The 22886-nt window shown below is 69.5% G+C and carries 24 protein-coding genes and 1 tRNA gene; 15 read left to right on the top strand and 10 right to left on the bottom strand.

All coding sequences use genetic code 11. The features are described from left to right. Positions 1–1182: 1182 nt before the first annotated feature. The 10 genes from ACN28G_RS29630 to ACN28G_RS29675 all read left to right on the top strand — a co-directional run bounded on the left by ACN28G_RS29630 (position 1183) and on the right by ACN28G_RS29675 (position 8270). The gene (locus tag ACN28G_RS29630) at positions 1183–2136 is read left to right on the top strand and encodes a hypothetical protein (protein WP_421478050.1); all 954 of its coding nucleotides are present in this window, start codon (positions 1183–1185) and stop codon (positions 2134–2136) included. Next, positions 2133–2372, top strand: a complete 240-nt coding sequence (locus ACN28G_RS29635; protein ID WP_421478049.1) for a hypothetical protein — start codon at positions 2133–2135, stop codon at positions 2370–2372. The genes ACN28G_RS29630 and ACN28G_RS29635 overlap by 4 nt, the downstream gene beginning before the upstream one ends. Before the next feature lie 77 nt (positions 2373–2449). Next, on the top strand, positions 2450–3067 hold the full coding sequence (locus tag ACN28G_RS29640; RefSeq protein ID WP_421478048.1) for a GOLPH3/VPS74 family protein: 618 nt from the start codon (positions 2450–2452) through the stop codon (positions 3065–3067). Positions 3068–3123: 56 nt separating this feature from the next. Beyond that, positions 3124–4617, top strand: a complete 1494-nt coding sequence (locus ACN28G_RS29645) for an APC family permease (protein ID WP_421478047.1) — start codon at positions 3124–3126, stop codon at positions 4615–4617. A 12-nt stretch (positions 4618–4629) separates the two neighbouring features. Further along, a complete protein-coding gene (locus tag ACN28G_RS29650) occupies positions 4630–5304 on the top strand; it encodes a GNAT family N-acetyltransferase (protein WP_421478046.1) in 675 nt (224 codons plus the stop codon). After that, a complete protein-coding gene (locus ACN28G_RS29655) occupies positions 5301–5900 on the top strand; it encodes a GNAT family N-acetyltransferase (protein WP_421478045.1) in 600 nt (199 codons plus the stop codon). Before ACN28G_RS29650 ends, ACN28G_RS29655 begins: the two co-directional genes overlap by 4 nt. Positions 5901–5981: 81 nt before the next feature. Further along, positions 5982–7079 (top strand): CPBP family intramembrane glutamic endopeptidase, encoded by a 1098-nt coding sequence (locus ACN28G_RS29660; RefSeq protein WP_421478044.1) that lies wholly within the window; start codon positions 5982–5984, stop codon positions 7077–7079. Continuing rightward, positions 7076–7255 (top strand): hypothetical protein, encoded by a 180-nt coding sequence (locus ACN28G_RS29665; protein ID WP_421478043.1) that lies wholly within the window; start codon positions 7076–7078, stop codon positions 7253–7255. Before ACN28G_RS29660 ends, ACN28G_RS29665 begins: the two co-directional genes overlap by 4 nt. Beyond that, entirely contained in the window at positions 7252–7896 is a 645-nt protein-coding gene (locus ACN28G_RS29670) for an RNA polymerase sigma factor (protein WP_421478042.1), read from the top strand. Before ACN28G_RS29665 ends, ACN28G_RS29670 begins: the two co-directional genes overlap by 4 nt. A gap of 301 nt (positions 7897–8197) precedes the next feature. Beyond that, positions 8198–8270 (top strand) — tRNA-Arg (locus tag ACN28G_RS29675). A 146-nt stretch (positions 8271–8416) separates the two neighbouring features. Here the strand turns inward: ACN28G_RS29675 and ACN28G_RS29680 are convergent. From ACN28G_RS29680 to ACN28G_RS29690, 3 genes are read right to left on the bottom strand one after another with little or no spacing between them, the layout of a single operon-like run. After that, positions 8417–8665: a hypothetical protein gene (locus tag ACN28G_RS29680; RefSeq protein ID WP_421478041.1), complete on the bottom strand. Its 249-nt coding sequence runs from the start codon at positions 8663–8665 to the stop codon at positions 8417–8419. Then, positions 8662–8904: a hypothetical protein gene (locus ACN28G_RS29685; RefSeq protein WP_421478040.1), complete on the bottom strand. Its 243-nt coding sequence runs from the start codon at positions 8902–8904 to the stop codon at positions 8662–8664. The genes ACN28G_RS29680 and ACN28G_RS29685 overlap by 4 nt, the downstream gene beginning before the upstream one ends. Continuing rightward, the gene (locus tag ACN28G_RS29690; protein ID WP_421478039.1) at positions 8897–9172 is read right to left on the bottom strand and encodes a hypothetical protein; all 276 of its coding nucleotides are present in this window, start codon (positions 9170–9172) and stop codon (positions 8897–8899) included. The genes ACN28G_RS29685 and ACN28G_RS29690 overlap by 8 nt, the downstream gene beginning before the upstream one ends. Before the next feature lie 354 nt (positions 9173–9526). Here ACN28G_RS29690 and ACN28G_RS29695 point away from each other — a divergent pair, with 354 nt between their 5' ends. After that, positions 9527–9862: a winged helix-turn-helix domain-containing protein gene (locus ACN28G_RS29695; RefSeq protein ID WP_421481012.1), complete on the top strand. Its 336-nt coding sequence runs from the start codon at positions 9527–9529 to the stop codon at positions 9860–9862. A gap of 84 nt (positions 9863–9946) precedes the next feature. Here the strand turns inward: ACN28G_RS29695 and istB are convergent, their stop codons facing one another. Then, positions 9947–10738, bottom strand: coding sequence for an IS21-like element helper ATPase IstB (gene istB, locus ACN28G_RS29700; protein ID WP_421478111.1), 792 nt, complete (start codon positions 10736–10738; stop codon positions 9947–9949). Then, entirely contained in the window at positions 10735–12234 is a 1500-nt protein-coding gene (istA, locus tag ACN28G_RS29705) for an IS21 family transposase (RefSeq protein WP_421478112.1), read from the bottom strand. The genes istB and istA overlap by 4 nt, the downstream gene beginning before the upstream one ends. A 94-nt stretch (positions 12235–12328) precedes the next feature. Here istA and ACN28G_RS29710 point away from each other — a divergent pair, with 94 nt between their 5' ends. Both ACN28G_RS29710 and ACN28G_RS29715 read left to right on the top strand, forming a co-directional pair. After that, complete coding sequence (locus ACN28G_RS29710) at positions 12329–12829, top strand: UTRA domain-containing protein (protein ID WP_421481013.1); 501 nt, start codon at positions 12329–12331, stop codon at positions 12827–12829. 10 nt (positions 12830–12839) lie between these two features. Further along, the gene (locus ACN28G_RS29715) at positions 12840–13502 is read left to right on the top strand and encodes a YdcF family protein (RefSeq protein WP_421478037.1); all 663 of its coding nucleotides are present in this window, start codon (positions 12840–12842) and stop codon (positions 13500–13502) included. Positions 13503–13797: 295 nt separating this feature from the next. Here ACN28G_RS29715 and ACN28G_RS29720 read toward each other — a convergent pair whose 3' ends face one another. Beyond that, positions 13798–14691, bottom strand: coding sequence for a hypothetical protein (locus ACN28G_RS29720; protein ID WP_421478036.1), 894 nt, complete (start codon positions 14689–14691; stop codon positions 13798–13800). Positions 14692–16046: 1355 nt separating this feature from the next. On the opposite strand from ACN28G_RS29720, the gene ACN28G_RS29725 reads away from it, so the two are divergent. After that, positions 16047–16550: a protein-tyrosine phosphatase family protein gene (locus ACN28G_RS29725; RefSeq protein WP_421478035.1), complete on the top strand. Its 504-nt coding sequence runs from the start codon at positions 16047–16049 to the stop codon at positions 16548–16550. Here ACN28G_RS29725 and ACN28G_RS29730 read toward each other — a convergent pair. Further along, complete coding sequence (locus ACN28G_RS29730) at positions 16519–17433, bottom strand: aldo/keto reductase family oxidoreductase (RefSeq protein WP_421478034.1); 915 nt, start codon at positions 17431–17433, stop codon at positions 16519–16521. The genes ACN28G_RS29725 and ACN28G_RS29730 overlap by 32 nt on opposite strands. Before the next feature lie 115 nt (positions 17434–17548). Between ACN28G_RS29730 and ACN28G_RS29735 the strand changes: the two genes are divergently transcribed. Further along, complete coding sequence (locus ACN28G_RS29735; protein WP_091433996.1) at positions 17549–17971, top strand: winged helix-turn-helix transcriptional regulator; 423 nt, start codon at positions 17549–17551, stop codon at positions 17969–17971. A gap of 21 nt (positions 17972–17992) precedes the next feature. Here ACN28G_RS29735 and ACN28G_RS29740 read toward each other — a convergent pair whose 3' ends face one another. From ACN28G_RS29740 to ACN28G_RS29750, 3 genes are read right to left on the bottom strand one after another with little or no spacing between them, the layout of a single operon-like run. Continuing rightward, positions 17993–19090: a thiopeptide maturation pyridine synthase gene (locus ACN28G_RS29740; protein ID WP_421478033.1), complete on the bottom strand. Its 1098-nt coding sequence runs from the start codon at positions 19088–19090 to the stop codon at positions 17993–17995. Next, the gene (locus ACN28G_RS29745) at positions 19087–20145 is read right to left on the bottom strand and encodes a thiopeptide-type bacteriocin biosynthesis protein (RefSeq protein ID WP_421478032.1); all 1059 of its coding nucleotides are present in this window, start codon (positions 20143–20145) and stop codon (positions 19087–19089) included. Before ACN28G_RS29745 ends, ACN28G_RS29740 begins: the two co-directional genes overlap by 4 nt. Next, positions 20142–22706, bottom strand: a complete 2565-nt coding sequence (locus ACN28G_RS29750; protein ID WP_421480832.1) for a hypothetical protein — start codon at positions 22704–22706, stop codon at positions 20142–20144. Before ACN28G_RS29750 ends, ACN28G_RS29745 begins: the two co-directional genes overlap by 4 nt. Between the last annotated feature and the right edge of the window lie 180 nt (positions 22707–22886).

Here is a 22886-nt window from a genome sequence, read left to right on the forward strand (position 1 = left end):
GTGTTGCGACTTTGTTCCCGCCGGTGGGAGATTCTAGAGATGGCATCTCCGGTGGGCGGTTGGTTGATGGAGCCCGAGGAAGCGAGTACTGTTTCCTGACAATCTGAGCTACTTTGCCCCGTTCCGATGGGCGGGGCTTCTGCAAGCCCAAATCATGATCGCTGGACACACCAGTGACTCGCCGCAAAGCTGCTCGGCGCTCGCTACTTGCCCAGCGGTGTTCCCCACGTTCCAGTTTCCCGATCCAGCGCGAATCCACGTAGAAACTACCGAGGTTGCGGTCTGGGTACAACTTGTCGAGCTCAGCGTTGACGGCGTCAGCCATCTCGGCGCGAGACATCAGGCGCCCTGCGTGATAGGGCGACTCAAGGCGGGCGCGAGCCTTGATGAGTAGTTCGTTGGGCTGCTGATTCGCCTCTGTCTCAGGATGACGGGCCACCGACCCTCCAATTATTTCATAATGCTGTGGGGCTCAGTTTCGACGGATTCTACATCAGGAGCTGTCGAACAAAACCATCTGCCACAGTCGCCTCCCGTGGCGAAACATCGGCGTTGATTGGCATTCCACACTTCCAAGTTCGGGTCCTGCGATGTGTACGTCGCTTCACGAATCGGTGGTATTGCCAACTGCTGGACCTGATGACCGAGATTCTGGACCCCCCGGGGATCGGTGGATTCGCTAGGACAGAGACGACGAACGGCGGTCTGGAGTAGTCCCGGCACGAGCGACGGGGCGTACTCCCTGATCGACCGGGTGCCGCGTTCGAGTCGGCGTAGTGGGCCTGGCGCTGTCCCATGCGAGCGGCGTCGTCGGTCCACCACCCGGCAGCTGAGCCGTCACCGGCGGCGGCCTTGATCGCCTGGCCGAGCCACCGGCGTCGGACAAGCGGGCTCGGGCCAGTCACCAGCCGCCTCCATCGGTTCACGATTCGCTGGTAGTTAACCGTAGGGAAGTCAGGTTCGGAATACCGACCTGCGGTCCGACCTGTTCAAAGTGGCACAGTCACCGACCTAAACGATTCCTTGGTCGGATCAAGATCCCAATAACGCGCCCGGATCAGGCAAGGCAGGTCGGACCGCAGGTCGGGATTCCCCAAGATCCGGCCTATGAGTGATTGTTTGGTGACCGAGCTGTGGGGCCATCTGCCTCATCGGCACCCCGACCACCTACTGGAGACGCCAATGCGTTTTGCCACTTACAACCTTCTCGACTGGACGTCGTATCCGGCGGGTGGGCGGGAGGCTGAGCGGCAGCGTCGGGTGGTCCAGACGATCCGGGCGATCGATCCGGATGTCATCGCGGTGCAGGAGGTGAAGGGTTCGCCGGGGCACGTCGGTGTGGTGGTAGCGGAGCTGGCCGCGCGGACCGGCCTGACCGCCACGGTCGGCAGCGTGGATGGTCGGGACGTGCCGGCGGTCGGCGTGGGTGACAACACGGTGCACGTGGCCCTGCTGTGGCGTGAGGGGCTCGTGCCGTTGCCGGAAACGTTCCGGACGTTCGGTCCGGCCGTCGACCACCGTCACGGCTGGCGGGGCGTCGGGTTCGGGTCCCTGGTCCGGTTGGCGTTCCAGGTCCAGGGTCGTCCGATCCTGTTCGCGTCGTATCACGCGCCGGCGTTCGGTCGGCATCGGCGGATCGATCAGGCGGAGATGGCCCTGGCCGCCGTCACCGGTCCGAGCCTCGCCGCCGTGGTGGGGTCCGACTTCAACTCGATCGGAGCGGCCCGGGTGGGTGGGGACTACTACGACCGTGACCCGTACACCGGTCAGCCGTGGTTTCCGGAGTTGGTGCACCAGTGTCGGGAGGTCACCCATCCGGGGACGAGTCACCGTGCGGACCGGCGGCCGGCGGAGGTGTGGGAAGCCGGCGGTCTACGCGACGTCGCCGCGGTGACGGGCGGTCCGTGGAAGGCGACAACAGGGCATTGGCCGTCGTCGCCGTTCGCGGTGCGGGGTGTGCGGCGGCGGATCGACACGATCCACGCCACCGCCTCACTGCTGCCGGCGGTGGGTGGTTTCCGGGTGGTGGATGACGAGGTGACCCGGTCGGCGTCTGATCACCTGCCGGTGGTGGTCGACATCGACCCCACCGCTCTGTCGTCCTCCGGTGAGGTCGGCGCTGTCGTCGGCCGGTGACCCGTCTGGATGAGGCGGCGGGTCCGGTGGATCGGTTCGACGCCGCCCGCCTGACGCTACAAGCGCACAGGAATACCGGCGGCTGCCTCCACTGCCGGCCCGAAGGCTGTGAGCAGCTGCGGTGGGCGGTCGAGGAACTGTCGCAGCATCCCGGCGGCCGGCCGTTGTTGGCCCAGGCGCGCATCCCGCTTTCCGGTACGCATCCGTGTTCGAGTGAGGAAGGTCGGTCGTGGTGACACGTCCTGAGGTCGGGCGGCATGATCCCCGCTATCTATCGTCGAGACGTACCCCAGCCTCGGCTGTGGGGCCGCCGATGTTGGCGGACGAGTTCTTCTTCGTCGCCCACGACGACTACGGGCATCAGCGGTTGTTCGGCTCCGCCCTCGGCTACGGCCTGGCCGCCGCGTTGCTGGCCGAGTTGCACCTGAATGGCCGGGTCACGTTCGCCGACGGCCGCGTGCGGGTCCGCGACGTCCATCCGCCGGCGGACCCCCTCCAACACCTGATCCTGGACCGGCTTGCAGCGGAGCCCGAGTGTCCGACCCGGACGTGGCTGGCCTACATCGCCGATACCGCCTACGCGCAGGTGGCGCGGCGCATGTGGCACGCCGGCCTCCTGGTCCCGCAGCAGGTGGGCCGTCTGTGGCGGCAGCGCACCGTCTATCGGCCCGTGGACATCAACGACGCCGCGTGGCCCGGGGCGCGTCTGTCACAGCGGATCCGCGGTCGTCGGACTCTCGGTGACTCCGACCGGGTCCTGGCCGGCCTGGTCCTGCACACCCAACTGGGCTCCAGCCTGCTCGACGGTGCGCCGTTGTCCGCCCGTCTGTATCTGCGGGAGGCCGTCGATGGGGTGCAGCCGCCGGTGCGTGAGTTGTTCGGTGACCTCGCCGCCGCTGTCGGCAACGCCGTCCTGTCCCACCGCACCTGAACCACCCCACGCTCCCCGCTCCTTATCTGCTCTTCTTCCGCGAAAGGTGATTCTGCATGTCTCGTTCTGTGCCTGGTGCGGTGTCGGTGACGTTGGCGCGTGGCCGTCTCGGCGTCGCGCATGTGGTGTTCTTCGTGATGGCCGCCGCCGCCCCGCTGACCGTCGTCGCCGGTGGTGCGACCACCGGCTACGCGGTCACGGGCGTGACCGGTATCCCGATCGCGTACCTTCTGGTCGCCGCCGTCCTCGGCCTGTTCGCCGTCGGCTACGTGGCGATGAGCAGGCACGTCGTGAACGCCGGCGCGTTCTACACCTACGTCCGTCACGGTCTCGGCCGCCCAGCCGGCGTCGCCGCAGCCGCCGTGGCGGTGGTGGCGTACAACGCGATGCAGATCGGCCTGTACGGCGGCTTCGGCGCCGTACTCGCCGACTTCCTCCACACCCGCTACGGCTGGAGCATCACCTGGTGGCTGTGCGCCCTGGCGGCGTGGGCGGTGGTGGCGGTCCTCGGGCTGCTGCGCATCGACCTCAACGGGCGGATCCTCGCGGTCATGCTGGTGGCTGAGTGCGCTGTGGTGGTGGTCTTCGACGCGGTCATGCTCAGCCGGCCCGCCTCCGGCGGTATCGGCCTGGGCACGCTGCACCCCGGGCTGGTGGTGAGTGCGGGTATCGGGGCGGCGTTGGTCACCGCGATCACCGGATTCGTCGGCTTCGAAGCCACCACCGTCTTCGCCGAAGAGACCCGCGACCCCCGACGCACCATCGCCCGAGCCACCTTCATCGCCGTCGCGTTGACCGGCGTGCTCTACGCCGGGTCGGCGTGGGCGATGTCGGTGGCCACCGGCCCCGAACACATCGTGCAAGCCGCCCGTGCCTCGGGCACGGAGCTGATCTTCGACCTGACCGGCCCGTATCTCCCGACCACCGTGATCACCCTCGCGCAGGTCCTGTTCGTCACCAGCCTCTTCGCCGCACTCCTCAGCTTCCACCACACCGTGGCCCGGTACCTGTTCGCCCTCGGCCGCGAACACGTCCTACCCGCCGTGCTGGGACGCACCAGCCGCCGCACCGGCGCCCCAAAGATCGGCTCGCTCCTGCAGAGCGCTGTCGCCGTGGCGGTGTTGGTGGGGTATGCGGTGGTGGGGGCGGATCCGATCGTGCACCTGTTCTTCTGGATCACCGTCACCGGCGGACTCGGCGTCCTCATCCTCATGACCGTCACCTCCGCCGCCGTGGTCGGCTTCTTCCACCACACCCCGCACGGCGAAGGACGCTGGCGCAGCACGGTCGCACCCGTGCTCGCCACCCTCGCCCTCACGGGCATTCTCGCTGCCACCCTGGTCGAGTTCGACACCCTCCTCGGCGTCGAAGCGAACTCCCCGCTGCGATGGATGTTCCCCACCGCCTACGCCGCCACCGCTCTACTCGGCGCCATGTGGGCGCTCATCCTGCGACGGGCCCACCCGGACGTGTACCAGGCGATCGGACTCGGCGCGCACACCGCGACCGTCGCCTGGCGCACCCCCACCACCGCACCCCACCACGTGTAAGGACCTGCCGAGATGACCATCCCTACCATCCCCACCGTCACGGTCCGCCCGGCGACACCCGCCGACACCGCCACCCTGATCCCGGTCCTGGCCGACGCGTTCTTCACCGGGCCGGTAGCCGACTGGCTCGTCCCCGACCCCGCCGAACGACGCCTCGTCTACCGCGCCTACTTCGCGGCCATGCTGCGCCACAGCCTGGAACACGGGACCGTGCACACCACCGACGACCAGACCGGGGTGGCGATCTGGTACCCCCGCCTCCACCCCCCGACCTCACCCAGCCCCGAGCACCTCGCAGCCCTGGAGCAGGCCACCGGCCGCTACGCGCCCGTGTTCGCCCTCCTCGACACACTCTTCGAAACCCACCACCCCGCCGCACCGCACCACCACCTCGCCTACCTCGCCGTCGCACCCGGCCGGCAGAACAGTGGGATCGGGGCCGCGCTGCTCACCGGCCACCACCGCCGCCTCGACGCCGAAGGGCTGCCCGCGTACCTGGAGGCCACGAACCTGCGCAACCAGGCCCTCTACCACCGGCTCGGCTACCGGGCCGGCACACCGATCCACATCCCGAGCGGGCCGACGATCTGGCGCATGTGGCGACCCGGCCCCACCTTCCCGCCCGGCTTCTTCGACACGGCCCCGACAGCGGTGGGTGCCGTTCCGGCCGAAGGTGCGGCGCAGTGACCGGACAGCTGGACCAGAAGGCGTGGACGGCACGGCCGGACGACGTCCCGACCATCACCATGCTCCTCGCCGCCGTGGCCATGTTCGACCCGGTCACCGAGTGGCTGCTACCGGACCTGCGGCAACGCCGCAACGTGCTGCAACGGCTGATCGCCGTCCAGGTCGACCACGCCGTCGAACGCGGCGACGTCACCATCCTCGGCCACATGACCGCCATCGCCGTCTGGCACCCGTACCCGGAAACCAGGCCGTGGGCCGCGCCGACCCGCCACGACCTCGGAGCTGCCGCCGGCCGCGCCGCCGTCCGTTTCCAGCAGCTCCTGCAAGCCCTGGACAGCTACCGGCCGACGACCGCACACGACTGGCTGTCCTGGCTGTGGGTCCGCCCCAGCCACCGCAGCCGGGGTCTCGGCCGGCACCTCCTCGACCACCGCCACCACGCCGACCACCGCGCTCTGCCGGTCGACACGGTCGTCACCACCACCGGCGCCCGCGACACCCTCACCGCCTACGGCTACCACCCCCACACACCCCTGCACCTACCCAGCGGCCCCCGACTCTGGCCACTACACCGCGACCCCCCTCCCGTGACCTGACCACGCCTGCCCACGTCCACCCGGGTCGCCCGCGAACGACGCGACCTGGTCTATCCACCTGCGAGAAAAGGGTTCTCTCCGTTGCACAACCAACCCCCACCCCTGCCGACGCCACCCACCACCGCGCCCGACCCGGCCGGGCCGTCCGGTCTGCCGACTCCGATCGGCCTGCCCGCCGCGGGCATGGCGGACGAGCCGGTGGCGTTCCACCGGATGTCCCGGGAGTTAACGCCCCGATGGTGGCGCACGGTGGCCGCCGTGCTGGTGGTGTTCCTCGGGGTCCTGGCCAGCCTGATGACCGCCGCCGTCGCCCTGAACTTCCAGCCCCGACTGCCGCTGCTGGGCGACTACACCCTCATGGCGTACACCATCGCCGGAGTGGCCGTCGCACTACCGATCGCCATGCTCACCGTCAAGACCATCGAACGGCGGCCCGCCGGCAGCGTCCTGAGCATCGCCGGCCGCATCCGCCGCCGCTGGCTGGCGGTCTGCCTTGCCGTCGCGGCGCCGACAGTCCTGACCGGCATGATCTCCGGCTTCGTGATCGAGGTGCTGACCCACACCAGTGACGTCGAACCCGCCCCGACGCAGCCGTCCGGGTGGCCGGGGTTCGGCCCGTACCTCACCACCGTGACGATCGTGGCCGTGTTCCTGATCGGGCAGGTCACCGCCGAGGAGTACATCAGCCGCGGCGTCATCCTCCAGAGCGTCGGCCGGTTCTTCCGTTCTCCGTGGCCGGCCATCGGCGGGCAGGCGGTCGTCTTCGCCGCCCTGCACGGGCCCGGCACCGTCTGGGGTGTCCTGCTGGTCCTGACCATGGGCGTCGCACTCGGCTGGCTCGCCGTCGTCACCGGCGGCATCGAAGCCGGTATCGCGTTTCACCTGGCCGTCAATTTTCCGCTTCTGTTGCTGACGGCCGCGATGCCGCGCCTGGCCGATCCGACCGCCAACGCCGCCGGCGTCGGCTGGCAGACCGCCGCCACCCAAGGACTCACCGTCGCCGTCTACGCCACGATCGTGGGCCTCCTCGCCACCAAGACCCCCCTCCTGCGCCTACTCGCACCCCGCACAAAGGCAGTAACCGCCCACCAGCAAGCGTCAGCCGCCGCAGCCCACCACCACGACGCGCAGCGGCACCCATCCGACCAGCCACAGACCCCGGCCCGGAGCACGCCATGAAGGACCTACTCGCCCTGATCGGCGTACTCATCCTGGCCCTCGCACTGGCCAAAGGCAGCCTGTCGAACACCCTCTGGATCCTGCTACGCCTACGCCTGGCACGCCCCCTCACCACCCTCATCCTGCTCGTGATCATCATCCTCGCGACCAACTACGCCCACCGGACGACCCCATGACCACACCCCCCGGAAACCCCCGCCAAGAGGAACACGACGACCGTCCGCCGGAATGGGACCTCGTACGCCGCGCCCAACACGGCGACCGCGACGCCTTCGGCCAGATCTACCAACACCACCACAGCCACGTCCTCGGCCACGTCACCACCCGCGTCGGCAGCCACCAACGACACCTGGCCGAAGACATCACCGCCGAGACGTTCCTACGGGCCTGGAAAAACCTTCACCAGTACACCCAACCCCGCCGACCGATCATCGCCTGGCTACACACCATTGCCCACCGCCTCGTCCTCGACCACGCCAGAGCCCGCCGCACCCGACCGGAGCACCCCGCCGGCCTTACCGACGACTACCACGCCACAGAACCCCAGGACACCACCAGCGCCGAATCAGCCGTCATCCGCAAGTACGAACTCCAACAAGCCCTCACCGCATACCAACACCTCGACACCCGACACCGCACCTGCCTTCACCTCCGCCACTGGCGAGGCCTCACCGTCCCCCAGACCACCATGGCCCTCCACACCACCATCGCCACCGTCCGACACCTCGAAGCAACCGCCACCGCCGCCCTCGCCCAATACCGCACGGCAGACATCCCCCTACCGCACTGGCACCCCGGCCACCACCAGCGACGGTGAACCACACCCGAAGCGGCGGCGGCGAGCCCGACTTGGCGCGGCATCCGACCGACAAAACCGGCCACTTCGATCTTGGCTGATGTGTGCGACGTGTGCTCTTCAGCGGAAGCCACCCCCGGACAACCCCGGCCAGCCCGGGTCAACCCCGGCCAAGATCAGGGTCGAAATCCGGGGTTGATGTGATCCGAGGCGCTCCGACCTGGCCAAATACCGGCCGGAACCAGCCCGGACAGCCCGGGTCAACGCGGGTCACTCCCTGCCACCCGGGGTAAACCCGCAGGTCGCTAGACTGGCCACTCGCGCCCCCGTAGCTCAGGGGATAGAGCATCGGTTTCCTAAACCGTGTGTCGCAGGTTCGAATCCTGCCGGGGGCACCTCGAAGATCAGCGAAGAACTCCTTGACCTGCGGATATGCTCGAACCCCATCGTGGCGCCGTGACGAGGCGGGCACTCGGCTACGACCGACGATACGGCGTACCCGGCAAGCAGGCCCTTGTGCAGAGGCACGACCGTCCGGCGCTCACTGCGGGCGCAGCCACGACCAGGACGACGCACGGTTGATCCGTTCCGGCCGGGTCGCCCCCGGCCACCGGCGCGGTAGCCGCCCGTACCGGCCGAAGACCCGCAACGCCGCCCGCCGCTGCGGGCACGGGCCGACCTCGGCGCAGCCGGAGCAGCGCCCGTCGGCGCTCGACGGCGTGTGCCGGTCCAACCGCGCCTGTGCCGCGCGCAACTGCTGTGCGACGGTCGCCGACAGGTACGTGGTCACCGCTCCGCCACCCCGGCCGGCAGCAGCGCGGCGCGTACCAGGATCTGGGTCTGCGGCCCACGGCGGCCGGTGGCGTCGAGCTTGAAGCCCTCGACCCAGACCCACTCGTCGCACTCCGGCCGGTTGCTCACCAGCCGCACCCCGGTCACCCACACCGTCACCGGCCCGTCCGCCGGCCGGAACCGGTCGTCCGCCGCGATCCGCAGCACCGCTCCGAGCTGTACGCGCACGTCAAACACGCCGGTTCACCGTCCCCCGTGAGACATCGGGTCGCCGGGTCCGGCTACCCATGGCAAGCAGCTCGACGTGCAGGCCGGCGAGCTGAACGAAGACCTCCCGCCGCCCGGTGGCCTCACCGGTGGCCCGGTCGATCACATAACCCGTCAACCACACCCAGCCGTGGTACGTCGGCTTGTCGCACACCGACATCACCCGCAGCCACAACCCCCGGTCCCCGCCGAACTGCACCGACGCCCGCCGGCCGAGGAACACCAGGTCCCCGGGCATCGGCGGCAGCACCGTTACCGGCTTCGGCCGGGGCGGCACCGAGGTGGGCGGGCCATTCCGGGGATGTCGTTCGGGTCGAGATCCCACGCCAGCACCCACCCCGGGCCAGCCTCAACACGCACCGGGCACGATGGCCTGGGCGGTGCCCCCGGGTGGGATCGAGGATGATCTGGAGACGTTCGGAACTTCCGCAGGGCCACGCATCACGCTCTCCCACCAGCCAGGCATTAGAACTAGCTCTATGTGACCCGATCGACCATGGTGCTGTCAATAGAACTAGCTCTAATGTTGAACGGGTGGGCACACTTGCTGGGTAGAGATACCTCGACACAGCGCACCGGCCAGGAGGAGCCAATGGGTATCGGGTACCGGGATCTCGCCGCGCTCCTGCGCGAGGCCATCCAACGCGGCGACTACCCCGAGGGCAGCACCCTGCCCAAGCAGGACGAGATCGCCACCGAACACGGCGTCAACATCAACACCGTCCGCCAGGCCGTCCGGGTCCTCGAAGCCGAAGGACTCGTCACGCCCGTCCGCAGACGCGGCACCGTCGTCCGGCCACGGGTCGCCATGAGACGACTCGGCATCGACCGCTACGCCAAGAGCAAGTGGAAGTCAGGACTCGTCGCCTTCGCCGCCGACCGCGAGGCAACCGGCCGTCTGTCAACGGCCAATCGGATTTCCCCGTAGGTGGCCAGTAGTTTTCCCCGCTGGCGGCCTTGGTTTCTCCCCAGCGGCGGCCAGATAGTTTCCCGCCGTGGGGTGGTGCTGGGGTCAGTGCAAGGTTTTGACGCCTTGTCCGGCGGTGGCTTGGTTGAACCGGTAGCTGTCACCCTGGGTCACGACGACGTGGGCGTGGTGCAGGAGTCGGTCGACGGTGGCGGTGGCGAGGGTTTTGGGCATGATCTCGTCGAAGCCGGAGGGGTGCAGGTTCGAGCTGACCGCGAGGCTGCGGCGTTCGTAGGCGGCGTCGACGAGGCGGTAGAACCCTTCGGCGGCGTCCGGGGAGACTGGTAGCAGGCCGATGTCGTCGATGATGATCAGGTCGGTGCGGATCAGTCGGGTCATGGCTCGGGTGACGGAGTCGTCGGGGCGGTGCCGGCGGACCATGACGCCGAGGTCTTCGATGGTGAACCAGGCGACGGTCATACCGGCTTCGACGGCGGCTTGGCCGAGGGCTTCGCAGAAGTGGCTCTTGCCGGTGCCCGACGGGCCACAGATGGACAGATTCTCCTTGCGGTGCACCCATTCCAGACTGCGCAGCGCGTCCTGGGTCGGCCGTGGGATCGACGAGGCTGTCTCGTCCCAGTCGCCGAAGGTCTTGCCGGCGGGGAACGCGGCGCGTTTGCGGCGGGTGCGCAGGTTGGCCTGGTCCCGGCCGGCGGCTTCCTCGGCGAGGAGTACTCGCACGACCTCGGCGGGGTCCCAGCGTTGGGCTTTCGCGGTGGGGATGAGGTCGGCCATGGCTCGGCGCAGGTGCGGCAGTTTCAGGCGGCGGGTGAGCTCGATCGCTTCGGTCAGCGGGTCACCGGCCGTGCCGGTGACCCGCAACGGGGTGATGGTCACTGTTCTCCAGTCGTGCCGAAGGTTGACCAGGCGGAGGTGCCTGGTTGCAGGCTGTGGGTTTCGCTGGCCCGGGTGGGTGGGGTGTCGTCGTCGCGTTGGTGGGCGAGGATGCGGATCAGGTCGTTGTCGGTGAACCGGCCCGCCAAAGCGGCGGTGCCGAGGGCCCGGTCGACGTGGTCGACGCCGTGCAGCTTGGCCAGGGCGACGGCTTCGGCCATCTTGCGTCGGACTCCGCGGATGCCGGCGGCTGCGGCTTCGACCAGCCACGCGGCGGCGCCGGGGCCGAGGGCGAGGAACGCGGCTTCGTCGGCGGTGCGGGCCCGCGGCACCCGCTGCGCGGTGTCGGACTGGCGTGATCGGGGCGGGTAGTGCTCATCTCGGATCGACGGGCGGCCGGGCTGGGCCCGCTGGTGGCGGGCGACCTCGGCCGGACCGTCCTCGCTGACGGCGGTGACGATCAGTTCGTCGCCGTGGAACCGGGCCCAGACCCGGGTGTCGACCAGGTGGTGTGGGACCGAGTAGCGGACTCCGTCGACGGAGATGGTGCAGTCCCAGTTCACTCGGCGGGTGGTGCCGAACGCGACGGTGAACGCCCTTGCCGGCAACGGGTGCAGCCGTGTCCGTTCCTCCAGCAGGGCTTCGGCCGGGCGGCGGCGGGTGTCGCGGTGTAGACGGGCGTTGACCTCGTCGGTGAAGTCGCGGCAGGCCGCTTCGAGCTCTGCGAATGTGCGGTACTGGCCGAGCAGGTTCGCGTTGGTCGGGACCAGGTCCGCCTTGGCGATCTTCACCGTGTTCTCGGCGCCGCCCTTGGACTGCGGGTCCGCCGGCACGCAGGTGCGGATCGTCATCCCGTAATGCCGGGCCACCTGCACGATCTCCGGATTCCTGACCGCGATGTCCGCGACGTGCTCCACCGTGATCGTCTTCTCGTTGTCGGTCAACACATAAGCCGGCACCCCACCCAGGCGCCGCAGGGTGGCGTCCAGGCAGGCCACAACCGTCGGCAGGGTCTTGTCCAGCACCGGGATCACGACCCGGAACCTCGACCAGGGCAGCCACGCGCACCACAACGTGGTCCGCCGGCCGCCGATGCGTGGGCCTTCGCCCCAGTCGAACTGCAGCCACAAACCGGGCTCGGGGATCCACGGGCGGAACACCCGTCGCTGCCCTACCTGCCAGGACTTCTTCACCGCCGCGACCGCCCGGCGGGTGGTGCGTTCCCCGCCGGCGAAGCCCATCGTGGTGATCCGCCGGTGCACCACATCGGCGCGGACCCGGCCACCCGAGCGGGCCACCAACTCCTCGATCTTGTCCATGAACTCGTCGATCGGCCGAGCCCGCTGGGTCCGCTCCTCGGGACTGCGCCCCTCGGCCCGCAACTTCACATACCGGGCCACCGTGTGGTGATCACACCCGGCCAACTCAGCCGCCGCACGGTAACTACCCGTGAGGTCGTACGCCTCCAAGATTTCCACGATCTCCCTGCCGCGTTTCACGCCGCCGACCCTCGCCGACCAGCGTCTCGTCATGATCAGCGGGGAGGTATCTGGCCGTCCACGGGGAGAACCCTGGCCATCAGCGGGGCGGTAAATGGCCGCCTATGGGGATCTTTCACTGGCCGCGCACAGCCGTCCCTGGGCCCCCGGCGATCAGACCAACGAGGTACGCCTGACCGAAGCGGACGCCGAGACCGCCGAAGCCCTCGGGCTGAATCCCGGTGCACCGGTCTACGAACGCGCCCGCCTGGTCAAAGAGGCCGACATCCCCACTCACACCCTGACCAGCTACTACCGCCCTGAAGACGTCGAGGGAACCTCCCTGGTCGACCCAACCCCCGGCCCCGCCGGACAAGGCGGCGGCTTCGGCATCCTCACCAGCCAAGGACTCGAACCCGACACGATCACCGAGGCCGTCCGCGCCCGAATGCCCACACCCGAGGAAGCCCAGATTCTCCAGCTTCCCGCTGGCGAGCCGGTCATGGTTCTGCACCGCACGACGCTCACCCGAGACGGCCGCCCCGTCGAGTTCGCGCGCGGAGTGCACGCCGCATCCCGCTTCACCTGGTCGTACACCTTCAAGATTCCCGACTGAGGCACCCACGATGACGACGACTCCCCCGACCATCCCCGCCGAACACCGCGCGGACGTCGAATGCCTGTGGGACTACCACCACATGCACCACGAGATCCTGCCCGTTGATGTGGGCATCGGCCTCGGCAGCCATGACCTCGGAGTCGCCAAGGTGGCCACCGACCTCTACCACCGAGGGACGTACCCGACCCTGGTCTTCACCGGTGCCAACGCCCCGACCACCAACGAGGCCTTCCCGCGAGGCGAAGCCGTCCACTACCGCGAGTACGCCATAACCCATGGCGTACCAACCGCCGCGATCCTCATCGACACCCAGGCCACCAACACCGGCCAGAACATCAAGTACGCCCGCGCACTCCTTGCCGAGCACCAGGTCCCGGCCCGATCGGTGATCCTCATGTCCCGCCCCTACCAACAGCGCCGCGCGTACGCCACCTGCAAGAAGCTCTGGCCCGAAGTCGACGTGATCTGCGCGTCCCACCAGCTCTCACTCGACGGCTACGTGGCCAGCATCGGCGACACCAAGAAGGTCATGGACATGCTCGTCGGCGACACCCAGCGCATCGACAGGTACGCCGAACTCGGCTACGCCATCCCGCAACACATCCCCGACCAGGTACGCGCCGCCTACACCCGCCTGCTCGACGCCGGCTTCACGAGCCGCCTCGTGTAGGTCGGCCCGTCGGCCAGCCTCAGGCGACACCGCGACCGTCTTCGACCGGCGGCCCCGAGTCCCCGACTGCGCCGCCTCGATGAACTCATTCAGCACCGAATCGACCGCCGTGCCGTCCGCGTACATCTGACCGGCATGCGCCTACCCCGTGTCGCAGTGCCATGATCATCCGCAGGTCCAGGGCTTTGGAGCACGGGCAGCAGTGCCTCCGGCGGGCCCCTCGGGCTCTCCGGGATGACTGGAGGCAAAGATGGCAGTGATCAAAAGGTTTCGATTGTTGTGGCGAGCCTCAGGGCTAATGACGAATTAGACCAGCATCACTGGCCATGTCCGCATTGCCGGATTGCACCTCGAACAGATCAGGGCCAATGAGTACCGAGTTGAGGCGAAGATAGTCCGCCCATTCGGGCGGCCATTTAGTTGTGGAAGACCAACGCACGCCCCCCAGGTTCACCGAACTCAATAGGGAAAAATTGCGGAGGTCGGCTCCGGCGAAATCCGACCGAAGCTGGTCAAAGCTTTGCGCCAGCGCATTCGCGAAGCCCTGTTTGACATCGACCGCTATATCGAAGGCGAGGGCAACGGCTAGGTAAAGGTCTGCGGCCAACGCGGGCTCGAGGTCGAGGTCATGGGAAGCCGTACGAGCTAACGCGAGAGCACTTCCGCCTCGAAGGCTGACGGCAAGACTGTGGGCGAGATCGGCGTTTCGAACCAAGTCTTGCTCAAGCTCCCGAACGCTGTCTCGCAGCGGACTGAGGCTGCTGCGGCCCGGGATGCCGAAGGTGCGCGCCAAACGAGATTCAAGGCTTGGTCCAAAGCGCAGCATATCGCCGATAGTGCGGGCGAGCGTGGTGGCAACCGGACGGGCCTGCTCAAATTCAGAATCACTTGCGTAAACCATGAACCTCGCAATTCTGCTGGCTGTGGAAATATTCTCCTCAAGGGAACTGGTCAATCCAGGAATGTCGTCGTGCGAGCCAAATATGTCGATGATGATACGGCGAATAGACAGCCATTTCCTGACATCGTCAACGAGACTCAGAAGGAGCGTCATTGCGATAAGCGCAGGATGGCTGCGAAGTGCCAGACGAACTTCTGGCGATGCCGATTCCAACCGTCTGAATACGGCGCTGCGCTCCGCTGGCGCTTGATCCTGAACGCTTTCACTGCGGTTGTGAACGGCGCTCATCCTGTCGGGCATGGAAGACCGCCTCGCCCCGGCGGCGACAAGGACGCTGGCCCACCAAGGCGACGTCGTGATGCGCAACCAGGGCTCGTCAGGCCGAGATACACGAGCGATCCGGCCCAGTAGGGTATCAGCGCGTACCATCCGCCACGACCTCACTGCCTTCCAAGGCATCTGTAGGTGGCAAACTGGCTGAATTCGGCTTCTGCTCGGTGATTTCAACTCTACTCAGGACGCCACGAACTACGGAAGGCGCGCACGCTCCCATGATCAATGCTGGCCATGCTCCGGTCATCTGAGCGTGAGCCGCCGCCGCTACCATGCCGCCGACCGCAAGGCTAGCGAGGGCGACAAAAAGATGTGGCCAGATACCGTCTTGGGAGTATCGCCAAGGCCACCGGTAGCCGGCCGCCACGACCGAGGCCGACAGGCCAAGAAGGCTGGCGACCAAGCCGCCGGCCAGCCCCCACCCGGCGGCTTCCTGAACGCCCATACACGCACAGTAGCCGATGAATGGCTTGCAGCCAACGGAAGGCTTTGTGGTGGCGTCCAAGGTCGGTGGCCGGACTGTAAAGGCGCATAAATTGACCACCGTGGCCGCTATGCGTCGTCGAGGGCGGGCTCGAAGATCATTCGGTCAGATTTACGACACTTGAGTGCGGCCAGGGGCGGCAAGCGTCGGCAGGTTCCGCCCTGGCTGGAGCGTCAATCCGGTTGATTTGATGACGTTCGGTCCCCGCGGTGGGTGTAAGGGTTCGAATCCCCGCCAACGGCATGACTGTACAGCCGCATGCGCAGTCAAGATGGCCGATGGGTGCGGTCCTGGGCTGGAGTGGACGACACGGCGAGCAGGCCACCGATGACAGCTGGCAATAGTCTTGATCTTGCAAGACGGGAGGCACGGGCTCGCGGCCCGCCCTGCGGGCGGCCTCAGCGCCCCATGCAGAGTACGGGCAATGATCTTTTGGCTTGCGGAACCGCTGAGTGGCCAGCCCGCCCAGGTCACGAGCACAGTGGCCACTATGCCGCTGTCGCCTTCCTAAACCGTGTGTCGCAGGTTCGAATCCTGCCGGGGGCACCTCGAAGATCAACCTGAACGCCATCCTGGCCTGCTGAAACTCTCCGTCCCCCGACCGCTCCACCTCGGGCCCCGGTTGCGTCGCCGGCTACCCGACGCGCCCCGCTCGAACCCGTCTCGCCCTCGGCCACCCGCGCTCGCCGAGGTCAGTCCGAACCGGCCCAGGTTGGTATCTTCGAGGCGACGCCACCGGCACGCTCGGCCCCGTTGAGGGACTTGCCCTCGCACTCGTTTTCCACGCCAACAGATCGTCCCGCAGATTCCCACAGGAGTGGCAGCGATGGTCGAGAAACACGATCTCCGTACCGAAGACGAGTTGGGAGTCTCCATGACGGAACAGTGGAGTGTCGATGCTCCGGGTGTGATCGAGCTGCCGTCCGGGCGCCGCTTCCGGGGGCGGGGCCTCAGATACGACTCGCCGGACGGCCCGACGCCGACGTTCGCGGTCCATCTGACGGACAAGCCGACCGCGGAACCCCAGTGGGAACGGGTCTGGGTGCGGTGGCGGGACTTCTGGTTGCCGGCCGACCCCGACGAAGCGCTGCGAGCGCTCCGGCAGGCCTACGATCGAGCCGAATCCGACCGGGTGGAGATCGCCTGCGGGGGTGGTATCGGGCGTACCGGCACCGGCCTGGCGACCTTGTGCGTCTTCGAGGGCATGGCCCCCGACGAGGCCGTCAACTGGGTGCGCCGGCACTACCACAGGCGCGCCGTCGAGGTCCGCTGGCAGCGCAGGTTCCTGCGCCACGCCTTCAGTGCCGCAGTGGATCCGACGGATCGTTAGCGACGACCGGGGCCCGGTCCTCGCGGTCCAGCTCGGCGAGGTCCTGGTCGGACAGGGCGAGGCCGGCGCCGACGATGTTCTCGCGCAGGTGGGCCACCTTCGACGTACCGGGAATCAGCAGGACGTTCGGCGAGCGCCGCAGGAGCCAGGCGAGGGCGACGGACTTCGGCGTCGCCCCCGTCCGGGCGGCGACGGCCGAGAGCGCCGCGGAGCGCACCGGTGAGAAACCACCGAGCGGAAAGTACGGCACGTAGGCGACGCCGTCGACGGCCAGTTGCTCGATGAGCTGGTCGTCGTGGCGGTGGGCGAGGTTGTACATGTTCTGCACGCACACGACGGGGGCGACGGTGCGGGCCTCGGCGACCTGCTCGGCGGTGACGTTGCTGACCCCCAGGTGGCGGATCAGGCCGTCGCGGTGGAGTTCGACGAGGGTCTCGAACGCCTCGGTGATCGGGCCGGGCTGAGGCCCCTGGGCGTCACCCATCCGCATGTTGACCAGGTCGAGGGTGTCGACCCCGAGGGACCGCAGGTTGTCGTGGACCTGCTGGCGCAGGTCCGCGGGGCGGCGGGCGGTCGGCCAACCGCCCTGCGCGTCGCGGTTCGCCCCCACCTTGGTGGCGATCAACAACGATTCCGGGTACGGGTGCAGCGCTTCGCGGATCAGTTCGTTGGTGATCCGCGGCCCGTAGGCGTCGCTGGTGTCGATGTGGGTGATGCCCCGGTCGACCGCTTCGCGCAGAACGGCCAGCGCGCCGTCGCGGTCGGCGGGTGGCCCCAGCACCCACGGTCCGGCGAGTTGCATGGCGCCGTAGCCGAAGCGGGTGACGGTGTGGTCGCCGAGCGTCCAGGTGCCGCCGGGCAGGGCGGTGGGAGAGGTGCTCATCGGGTCACTTTCGTTGTCGGGAGAGGGTGGCGCGTTCCAGCATGGGAGCTTTACTCTCCATCGGGAAGTAGGCACTTGAAAGTGCGTAACCACCCAGCAGGGAGAGGGGAGCCCGGTGGCCACAACGAGAGCAGCGCAGCAGCGGGCCCGGGCCAAGGCGGACTACGACGCGTTCCTCGCGGTCTGCCCCAGCCGTCAGCTGCTCGACCGGATCTCCGACAAGTGGGTGGTGCTGGTGCTGTGCGCGTTGGGCGGTGACGCCGGCCCGCGACCGGACGCGCCGAGGGCGCTGCGCTACTCCGAGCTGGCCCGGCTGCTGGCCGGGGTCAGTCAGAAGATGCTCACCCAGACCCTGCGTTCACTGGAACGCGACGGTCTGCTCACCCGGACGGTGACGCCGACCGTCCCGGTCACCGTCTGCTACGAGCTGACCGACCTCGGTCTGTCGCTGCACCGGATGACCCGGGAGATCAGGTACTGGGCGCAGGACCACATGGGTGAGGTCCTCGCCCACCGCGACGCCCACGACGCCTCCTGACCGGGCCTGCGGCCCGGCGGTTCACCGCAGGGCGTCCACGAACTGTCGGGCCAGGGCGGCCGGTGAGATGTCGTACTCCTCCTCGACCGTGCGGGCCACCAGGTGACAGAGCAGGTAGCGCTGGGTCGGCACGATGCCGAGTCGGCCCAGGTGGGAGTAGAGCTGGTTGATGGCCAGCCGGTGACAGCGGAACCAGACCTGCGACAGCACCTCGCTCCGGTGGGCCGGTGTCTCGCTGAGGATGTCGTGGAAGGCGATCGGGTGTCGTAGCTCCATGCCCTGCTGGTCGAGGTGGTCGAGGTCGATCTCGCCGCTGGTGAACAGCGGCTCGGCCCGCGCCTTCTGGTCCCGGACGATCCCCAGCCAGGTCTCGACCAGCGGATCCGGGCGACCGCCCCGCACCGTGGCCAGGGTGGCGTGGAGCCGATCGCGCAGCGCCGGGCGGTGCCGCCGGTACCGCTCGTCGAACGTGGCGCGGACGGCGTCGGGGTCGGCGGTGTACGCCAGGAAGGACTCGACGTGCGACCGGAACGACAGGTAGCCCCGGGAGATCGGTGGGACGCTGAGGTGACCGAAGGCGAACAGCAGGTCCAGGGCGTGTCCGATCCGGTCCACCGCACCGCTGCGGATCGCGGCCAGGGTGTCGAAGGTCAGGGCGGTGCTGCGGGCGTACGCCCCGGCCAGCAGGTTCGCCAGTTGCGGGCTGCCCAGGACGTGCCGGCGGTCCTCGTACGGTTCGAACTGGACGGTGTTGTCGGGGTACCAGGGGGTGAGCGGGCCGGGGTCTGCCTCGCGGACGGCGAGCCGCCGGTGTGCCGCCAGGTGGTCGGCCTCGCGCAGGGCGGCCGTCGAGGGGTGGTCGCGCAGGTAGTCGGAGAGGCTGCGCCGCGCGGTGGGGCGTACCGTCGCGGCCCAGAGTTGCGGGGTGGTCCGCAGGTTGATCCGCAGGTGGGGGCCACGGCGCCAGTGGCGGATGAGATGTGGTTGGTCGACGACGTCGGCGAGCGCGGTCAGCAGGGGGCGTACGCCGTCCAGGATCAGGTCGTCCTTCTCCTGGGCGTGGTACCGGACCTGGATGCTGTACCAGCCGGGTTCCTCCGGCGGCGGGGTGGGCGTCATCGGAAGTCCTCCTGTTCGCGCGCGGGTTCTCCGAGGTCGACGCAGGCGGCGCAGACCAGGTAGTGCAGCTGGGTCTCCTGGTCGACACCGAGACCCAGCCGGTTGCAGAGCAGGTGCACACAGCGCAGCAGGACGACGAGCAACGCCTGCTCCGCACGGGTCGGCCCGGCGTCGGCGAGGCGGGTCGGGCCGGCCTCGGTGAAGCGGGACGGGCCGGCGTCGGCGGTGAAGCGGGTCGGCACCGACCGCAGGTCGGGGTGGAAGTCCCCGACCCGGTGCAGGTCGGTCAGCTCGGCTCGGAGCCGGTGGATGGAGGCGGACCAGGCGGCGACGAAGGGGTCCGGATCAGCCCCTGGTCGCGTCGACTGCGCCGCCGTCCAGCAGCTGGACACCAGCCGCCGCAGTGCGGTGCGCTGCCGCAGGTAGCTCTCCCACCGTGCCCGGTGGCCGTCGGCCGGATCCCAGTGGGACCGGGACCGGGTAAGCAGGTGGGCCAGGCGGTGCCGGTCGGGTTGCCAGGCGGCGAGCGCCGAGGCCAACGCGAGCACCGCCAGCCGCGAGCGGTGATCCGCAGCCGCCGGGCGGGCCAACGTCGACAGGGCCAGCCAACTGGAGTCGGTGAAGTGGCCTTCAACGGCCCGGGTCGCCGCCCGGCCACCGTAGATCGGGTACTCGGGCTGGTAGGGCTGGACCTCCACCACGTCGGGCGGGCGGATCCGTCGGTCGTGGTCGGCCCGGCCCTCCAGGCGGGCGTACCGCTCGGCGAGGGCCGCGTACCGCTCGGCGGGCCCCGGGGGCGGGGAGGGGAACCGGGCCAGGTGCGCCTCCAGGGTGGACCGGGTGCAGGCCGCGACGTCGGCGGCGAGGTCGGGCCGGGTCGGCAGCAGGCGGAGCCGGAGGTGCGGCCCGCCCTCCCAGTACCTGATGAAGAAGAACTGGTCGAGTACGCCGGTGGCCCGCAACGAGGCGACCAGTGGGGCGACCGCCCCGGTGAGCAGCCGGTCGTGGTCGCCGCGGTGGAAGGCGTGCAGCGACAGCCAGGGCGGCGGGGTCACGAGGGGCCGATCTCGACGACGTACTCGGTCACGTGCCGGCCCTCGGTGCCGTAGCTCGGGGCGTCGGCGAGCTGCGGCAGGGCCTCCTGGAAGGTGAGCACCGCGCCCGGGTCGCGCAGCAGGCGTTCGAAGAGGCGTACGAGCGGCACGTTTGCCAGGTCGAGGTAGACCGGCTTGACCGGGGCCGGTCGGCTCGCCGTGACGTACGAGCGCTGGGGGATCCGGTGTTCGGCGAACCAGGTGGCCAGGGTCAGCAGGTAGCCGGCGTCGTCGACGCCCTTGGCACGGCCCGGCACGAGATCGGCGCGGACCCGCCAGGAGGCCCGGGACACGGTGACCCGGCCGATCGACAGCCGGGGTCGTCGCCGTACCGTGCCGGTCGGGTGTTCCGGGGTCCCGGTGAAGATCTGGGCGGTCGGGGCGGCGGCGTTGGGCACGTCGCCGAAGAGGTGGACCAGGAAACGGGCGAGTCGGGGCAGCCGGGCCCCGGCCATCATGCCGGTGCACGCGATGCGGACCGCACCGTCGTCGCTGCGCCGCCGCAGGCGCAGACCCGGGGTCGCCGCGTCGGGCGTCACGACCAGGTCGTCGAGGGGGATCCGTTGCTGCGGCGGGCGGGCGCTGACCATCCCGGGGTGGCAGATCTCGAAGCCCACCGCCGGGGAGCGCAGGTTGACGTTGCTGCCAAAGAGGCCGGTGAGCTCGGCGAGGTAGCCCGCCGGGTCGGGACCGGATAGTGCCGTGGACCCGGGCGGGTCGACGGGGTCGGCTGCCTCCGGGGCGACCTTCGCCAGCAGCCGGTGCACCCGGCTGCGGACGGCCCCGTGCCCGGCGCCGACGCCGTTGAGCACCAGCCGGAGCCCGTCGGCGGCGGGTACCTGCTGGACGAAGCAGGCCAGCGCCGGGGCGGGTCGTACCCACGGCGGCCAGCCGGCCACCAACGCCCGTACCCGCGCCGGGTCGACGGTGATTCCGTCCTGGCCGGTTTCCGGCCCCGCCCAGAGGGTGGCCAGTGCCTCCTGTCGCAGCCGGTGCAGCAACCGCACCTCGGCGAGGGTGCTGCCGGCCGGGTCGGGCGGCTCCCCCGGGTGCAGCAGGCCGGCGAGCTCCGCCAGCGCCGTTGCCGGGGCGGCGTCAACGGTCAGCCGGGACAGCTCCCGGTGCAGCGTGAGCAGACCCACCCGGGCGTGCGCGCCGTACCGGTCGACGAAGATCCGGTGGGCCACCAACCGGACGACCGTCGAGTGCTGGAAGAGGGCCAGAAAGCGGTGGACCACGTGCAGGTCGGCCACGGCCGGACGCCAGGCCGGCCCGCCGAGGCGGACCGGGTCGGCGGTGAAGACGGCGTTCTCCCGGAAGAGGTTCCGGGCGGGCAGCGGCGGGCCACCGACCTGGCCGCTCACCGTCTCGAACTCGGTGCGGATCCGGTGGTGCAGCTCCCGGCGACGGCAGGCGCCGGTCCCGGGGGCCGGATAGGTGTCGAGGGCGTCCGCGAGGGCCCGGAGCGGTCCGGCGGCCGGTGCGTCCGGGCCGAGCCAGGCGCGCAGGTCGTGCAGGTGGTCGGCGGCCTGGTCGGCGAAGGGAGGTCGGATCTCGACCAGCCCGATCTCGACCAGCCGGTCGAAGGTCACCGCGGCGTCGCGGGGCAGGCGGCGGCCCACCTCCGCGAGGGGTCCGCCGGCACCGACGGCCTCGACGACGGTACGCACCGGCGGGGTCAACAGCAGTCCCCGGATGCGCTCGCGTCCCGGGTAGCCGAACCAGATCCGCCCCTCGGCCACCTCGGCGTCCGGCGTGACGGCCACCACGAGCCGGTCGGCGGCACCGTCGGTAGCCAGGCGGCGGCTGAGCGCCTGGAGCAGGGGTACGTCCGGCTCGACGGCGCTGCGCCAGGCCCAGCGGCCGGTGGGCTGCACGGGGGTCGGCACGTCGGACCACCGGCACAGCCCGCTCATCATGAAGGTGGCCTGCGGGCTGGTCTTGGCCACCGCGCGGGCCAGGTACTTGGCCAGCCGCAGCGCCACCTGGGCCCGGGGCGCGCTGCCCTCCGGCTGGGCACGCCATTTCAGCAGGGCGTGCAAAAGGTCCTCACTGGACTGCAGCAGTCCGAACTCGAAGACCTCGGTGGCGCTCCACTCGCGCAGGGCCCGCAGGCTGCGGACCCGCTCGGCGTCGAGCAGTTCGGGAAGTCGCCGGGTCAGCGCGGCGGACCGGGCCAGCTCGACGGTCCAGCCGGTCAGCTCGGCTCGGAAGCGGGCGGGCAGCAGCTCGGCATGGTTGCCGGGCCAGGCCCGGGGTCCGGGACGGCGGTGGTTGTGCAGGGCCCGCCGGAGGGCCACCAGCTCCGGCCGGGCGTCGGCGAGGGCCGGGTCCGCGACGAAGCCGTGGACCTCGTCGGCCAGTCGGGCACCGACCTCGGCCACCAGGCGACGGCTGGCGAGGATGGCCTGGACCGTCGCCCAGGAGGCCGGTGCGGCGGTCTCCGCCAGGGCCTGCGTGGGTAGCGCGGCGACCCGTACGACGACGACGGGGCCGGTGGAGTCGGTGGGCGGAGCGGGCACAGGAACCTCGCACGGGGGTGGCTCGGGATGGTCCGGTCGGACGGCTCCGGCGTGGCCGGCTGGCGCGCCGGAGCCGCCCGGGCTCAGATCAGCCAGCTCCTCCCCCAGAAACCGGACGCGCCGACCTCGGTGTTGCCGAGGCCACCGATGCTCACCGCGGCGAGCTCCTCGTCGATCGGC

This window comes from Micromonospora sp. WMMA1923, assembly GCF_049179195.1.
Lineage (GTDB): Bacteria > Actinomycetota > Actinomycetes > Mycobacteriales > Micromonosporaceae > Micromonospora > Micromonospora yangpuensis.

Excerpts from the sequence above, each read along its gene's own strand:
- ACN28G_RS29630 (WP_421478050.1), top strand. The coding sequence starts at position 1,183 with ATGCGTTTTGCCACTTACAACCTTCTCGACTGGACGTCGTATCCGGCG.
- ACN28G_RS29640 (WP_421478048.1), top strand. The coding sequence starts at position 2,450 with ATGTTGGCGGACGAGTTCTTCTTCGTCGCCCACGACGACTACGGGCAT.
- ACN28G_RS29645 (WP_421478047.1), top strand. The coding sequence starts at position 3,124 with ATGTCTCGTTCTGTGCCTGGTGCGGTGTCGGTGACGTTGGCGCGTGGC.
- ACN28G_RS29650 (WP_421478046.1), top strand. The coding sequence starts at position 4,630 with ATGACCATCCCTACCATCCCCACCGTCACGGTCCGCCCGGCGACACCC.
- ACN28G_RS29665 (WP_421478043.1), top strand. The coding sequence starts at position 7,076 with ATGAAGGACCTACTCGCCCTGATCGGCGTACTCATCCTGGCCCTCGCA.
- ACN28G_RS29670 (WP_421478042.1), top strand. The coding sequence starts at position 7,252 with ATGACCACACCCCCCGGAAACCCCCGCCAAGAGGAACACGACGACCGT.
- ACN28G_RS29690 (WP_421478039.1), bottom strand. The coding sequence starts at position 9,172 with ATGCCCGGGGACCTGGTGTTCCTCGGCCGGCGGGCGTCGGTGCAGTTC.
- ACN28G_RS29695 (WP_421481012.1), top strand. The coding sequence starts at position 9,527 with ATGGGTATCGGGTACCGGGATCTCGCCGCGCTCCTGCGCGAGGCCATC.
- ACN28G_RS29710 (WP_421481013.1), top strand. The coding sequence starts at position 12,329 with ATGGCCGCCTATGGGGATCTTTCACTGGCCGCGCACAGCCGTCCCTGG.
- ACN28G_RS29715 (WP_421478037.1), top strand. The coding sequence starts at position 12,840 with ATGACGACGACTCCCCCGACCATCCCCGCCGAACACCGCGCGGACGTC.
- ACN28G_RS29720 (WP_421478036.1), bottom strand. The coding sequence starts at position 14,691 with ATGAGCGCCGTTCACAACCGCAGTGAAAGCGTTCAGGATCAAGCGCCA.
- ACN28G_RS29725 (WP_421478035.1), top strand. The coding sequence starts at position 16,047 with ATGGTCGAGAAACACGATCTCCGTACCGAAGACGAGTTGGGAGTCTCC.
- ACN28G_RS29730 (WP_421478034.1), bottom strand. The coding sequence starts at position 17,433 with ATGAGCACCTCTCCCACCGCCCTGCCCGGCGGCACCTGGACGCTCGGC.
- ACN28G_RS29740 (WP_421478033.1), bottom strand. The coding sequence starts at position 19,090 with ATGACGCCCACCCCGCCGCCGGAGGAACCCGGCTGGTACAGCATCCAG.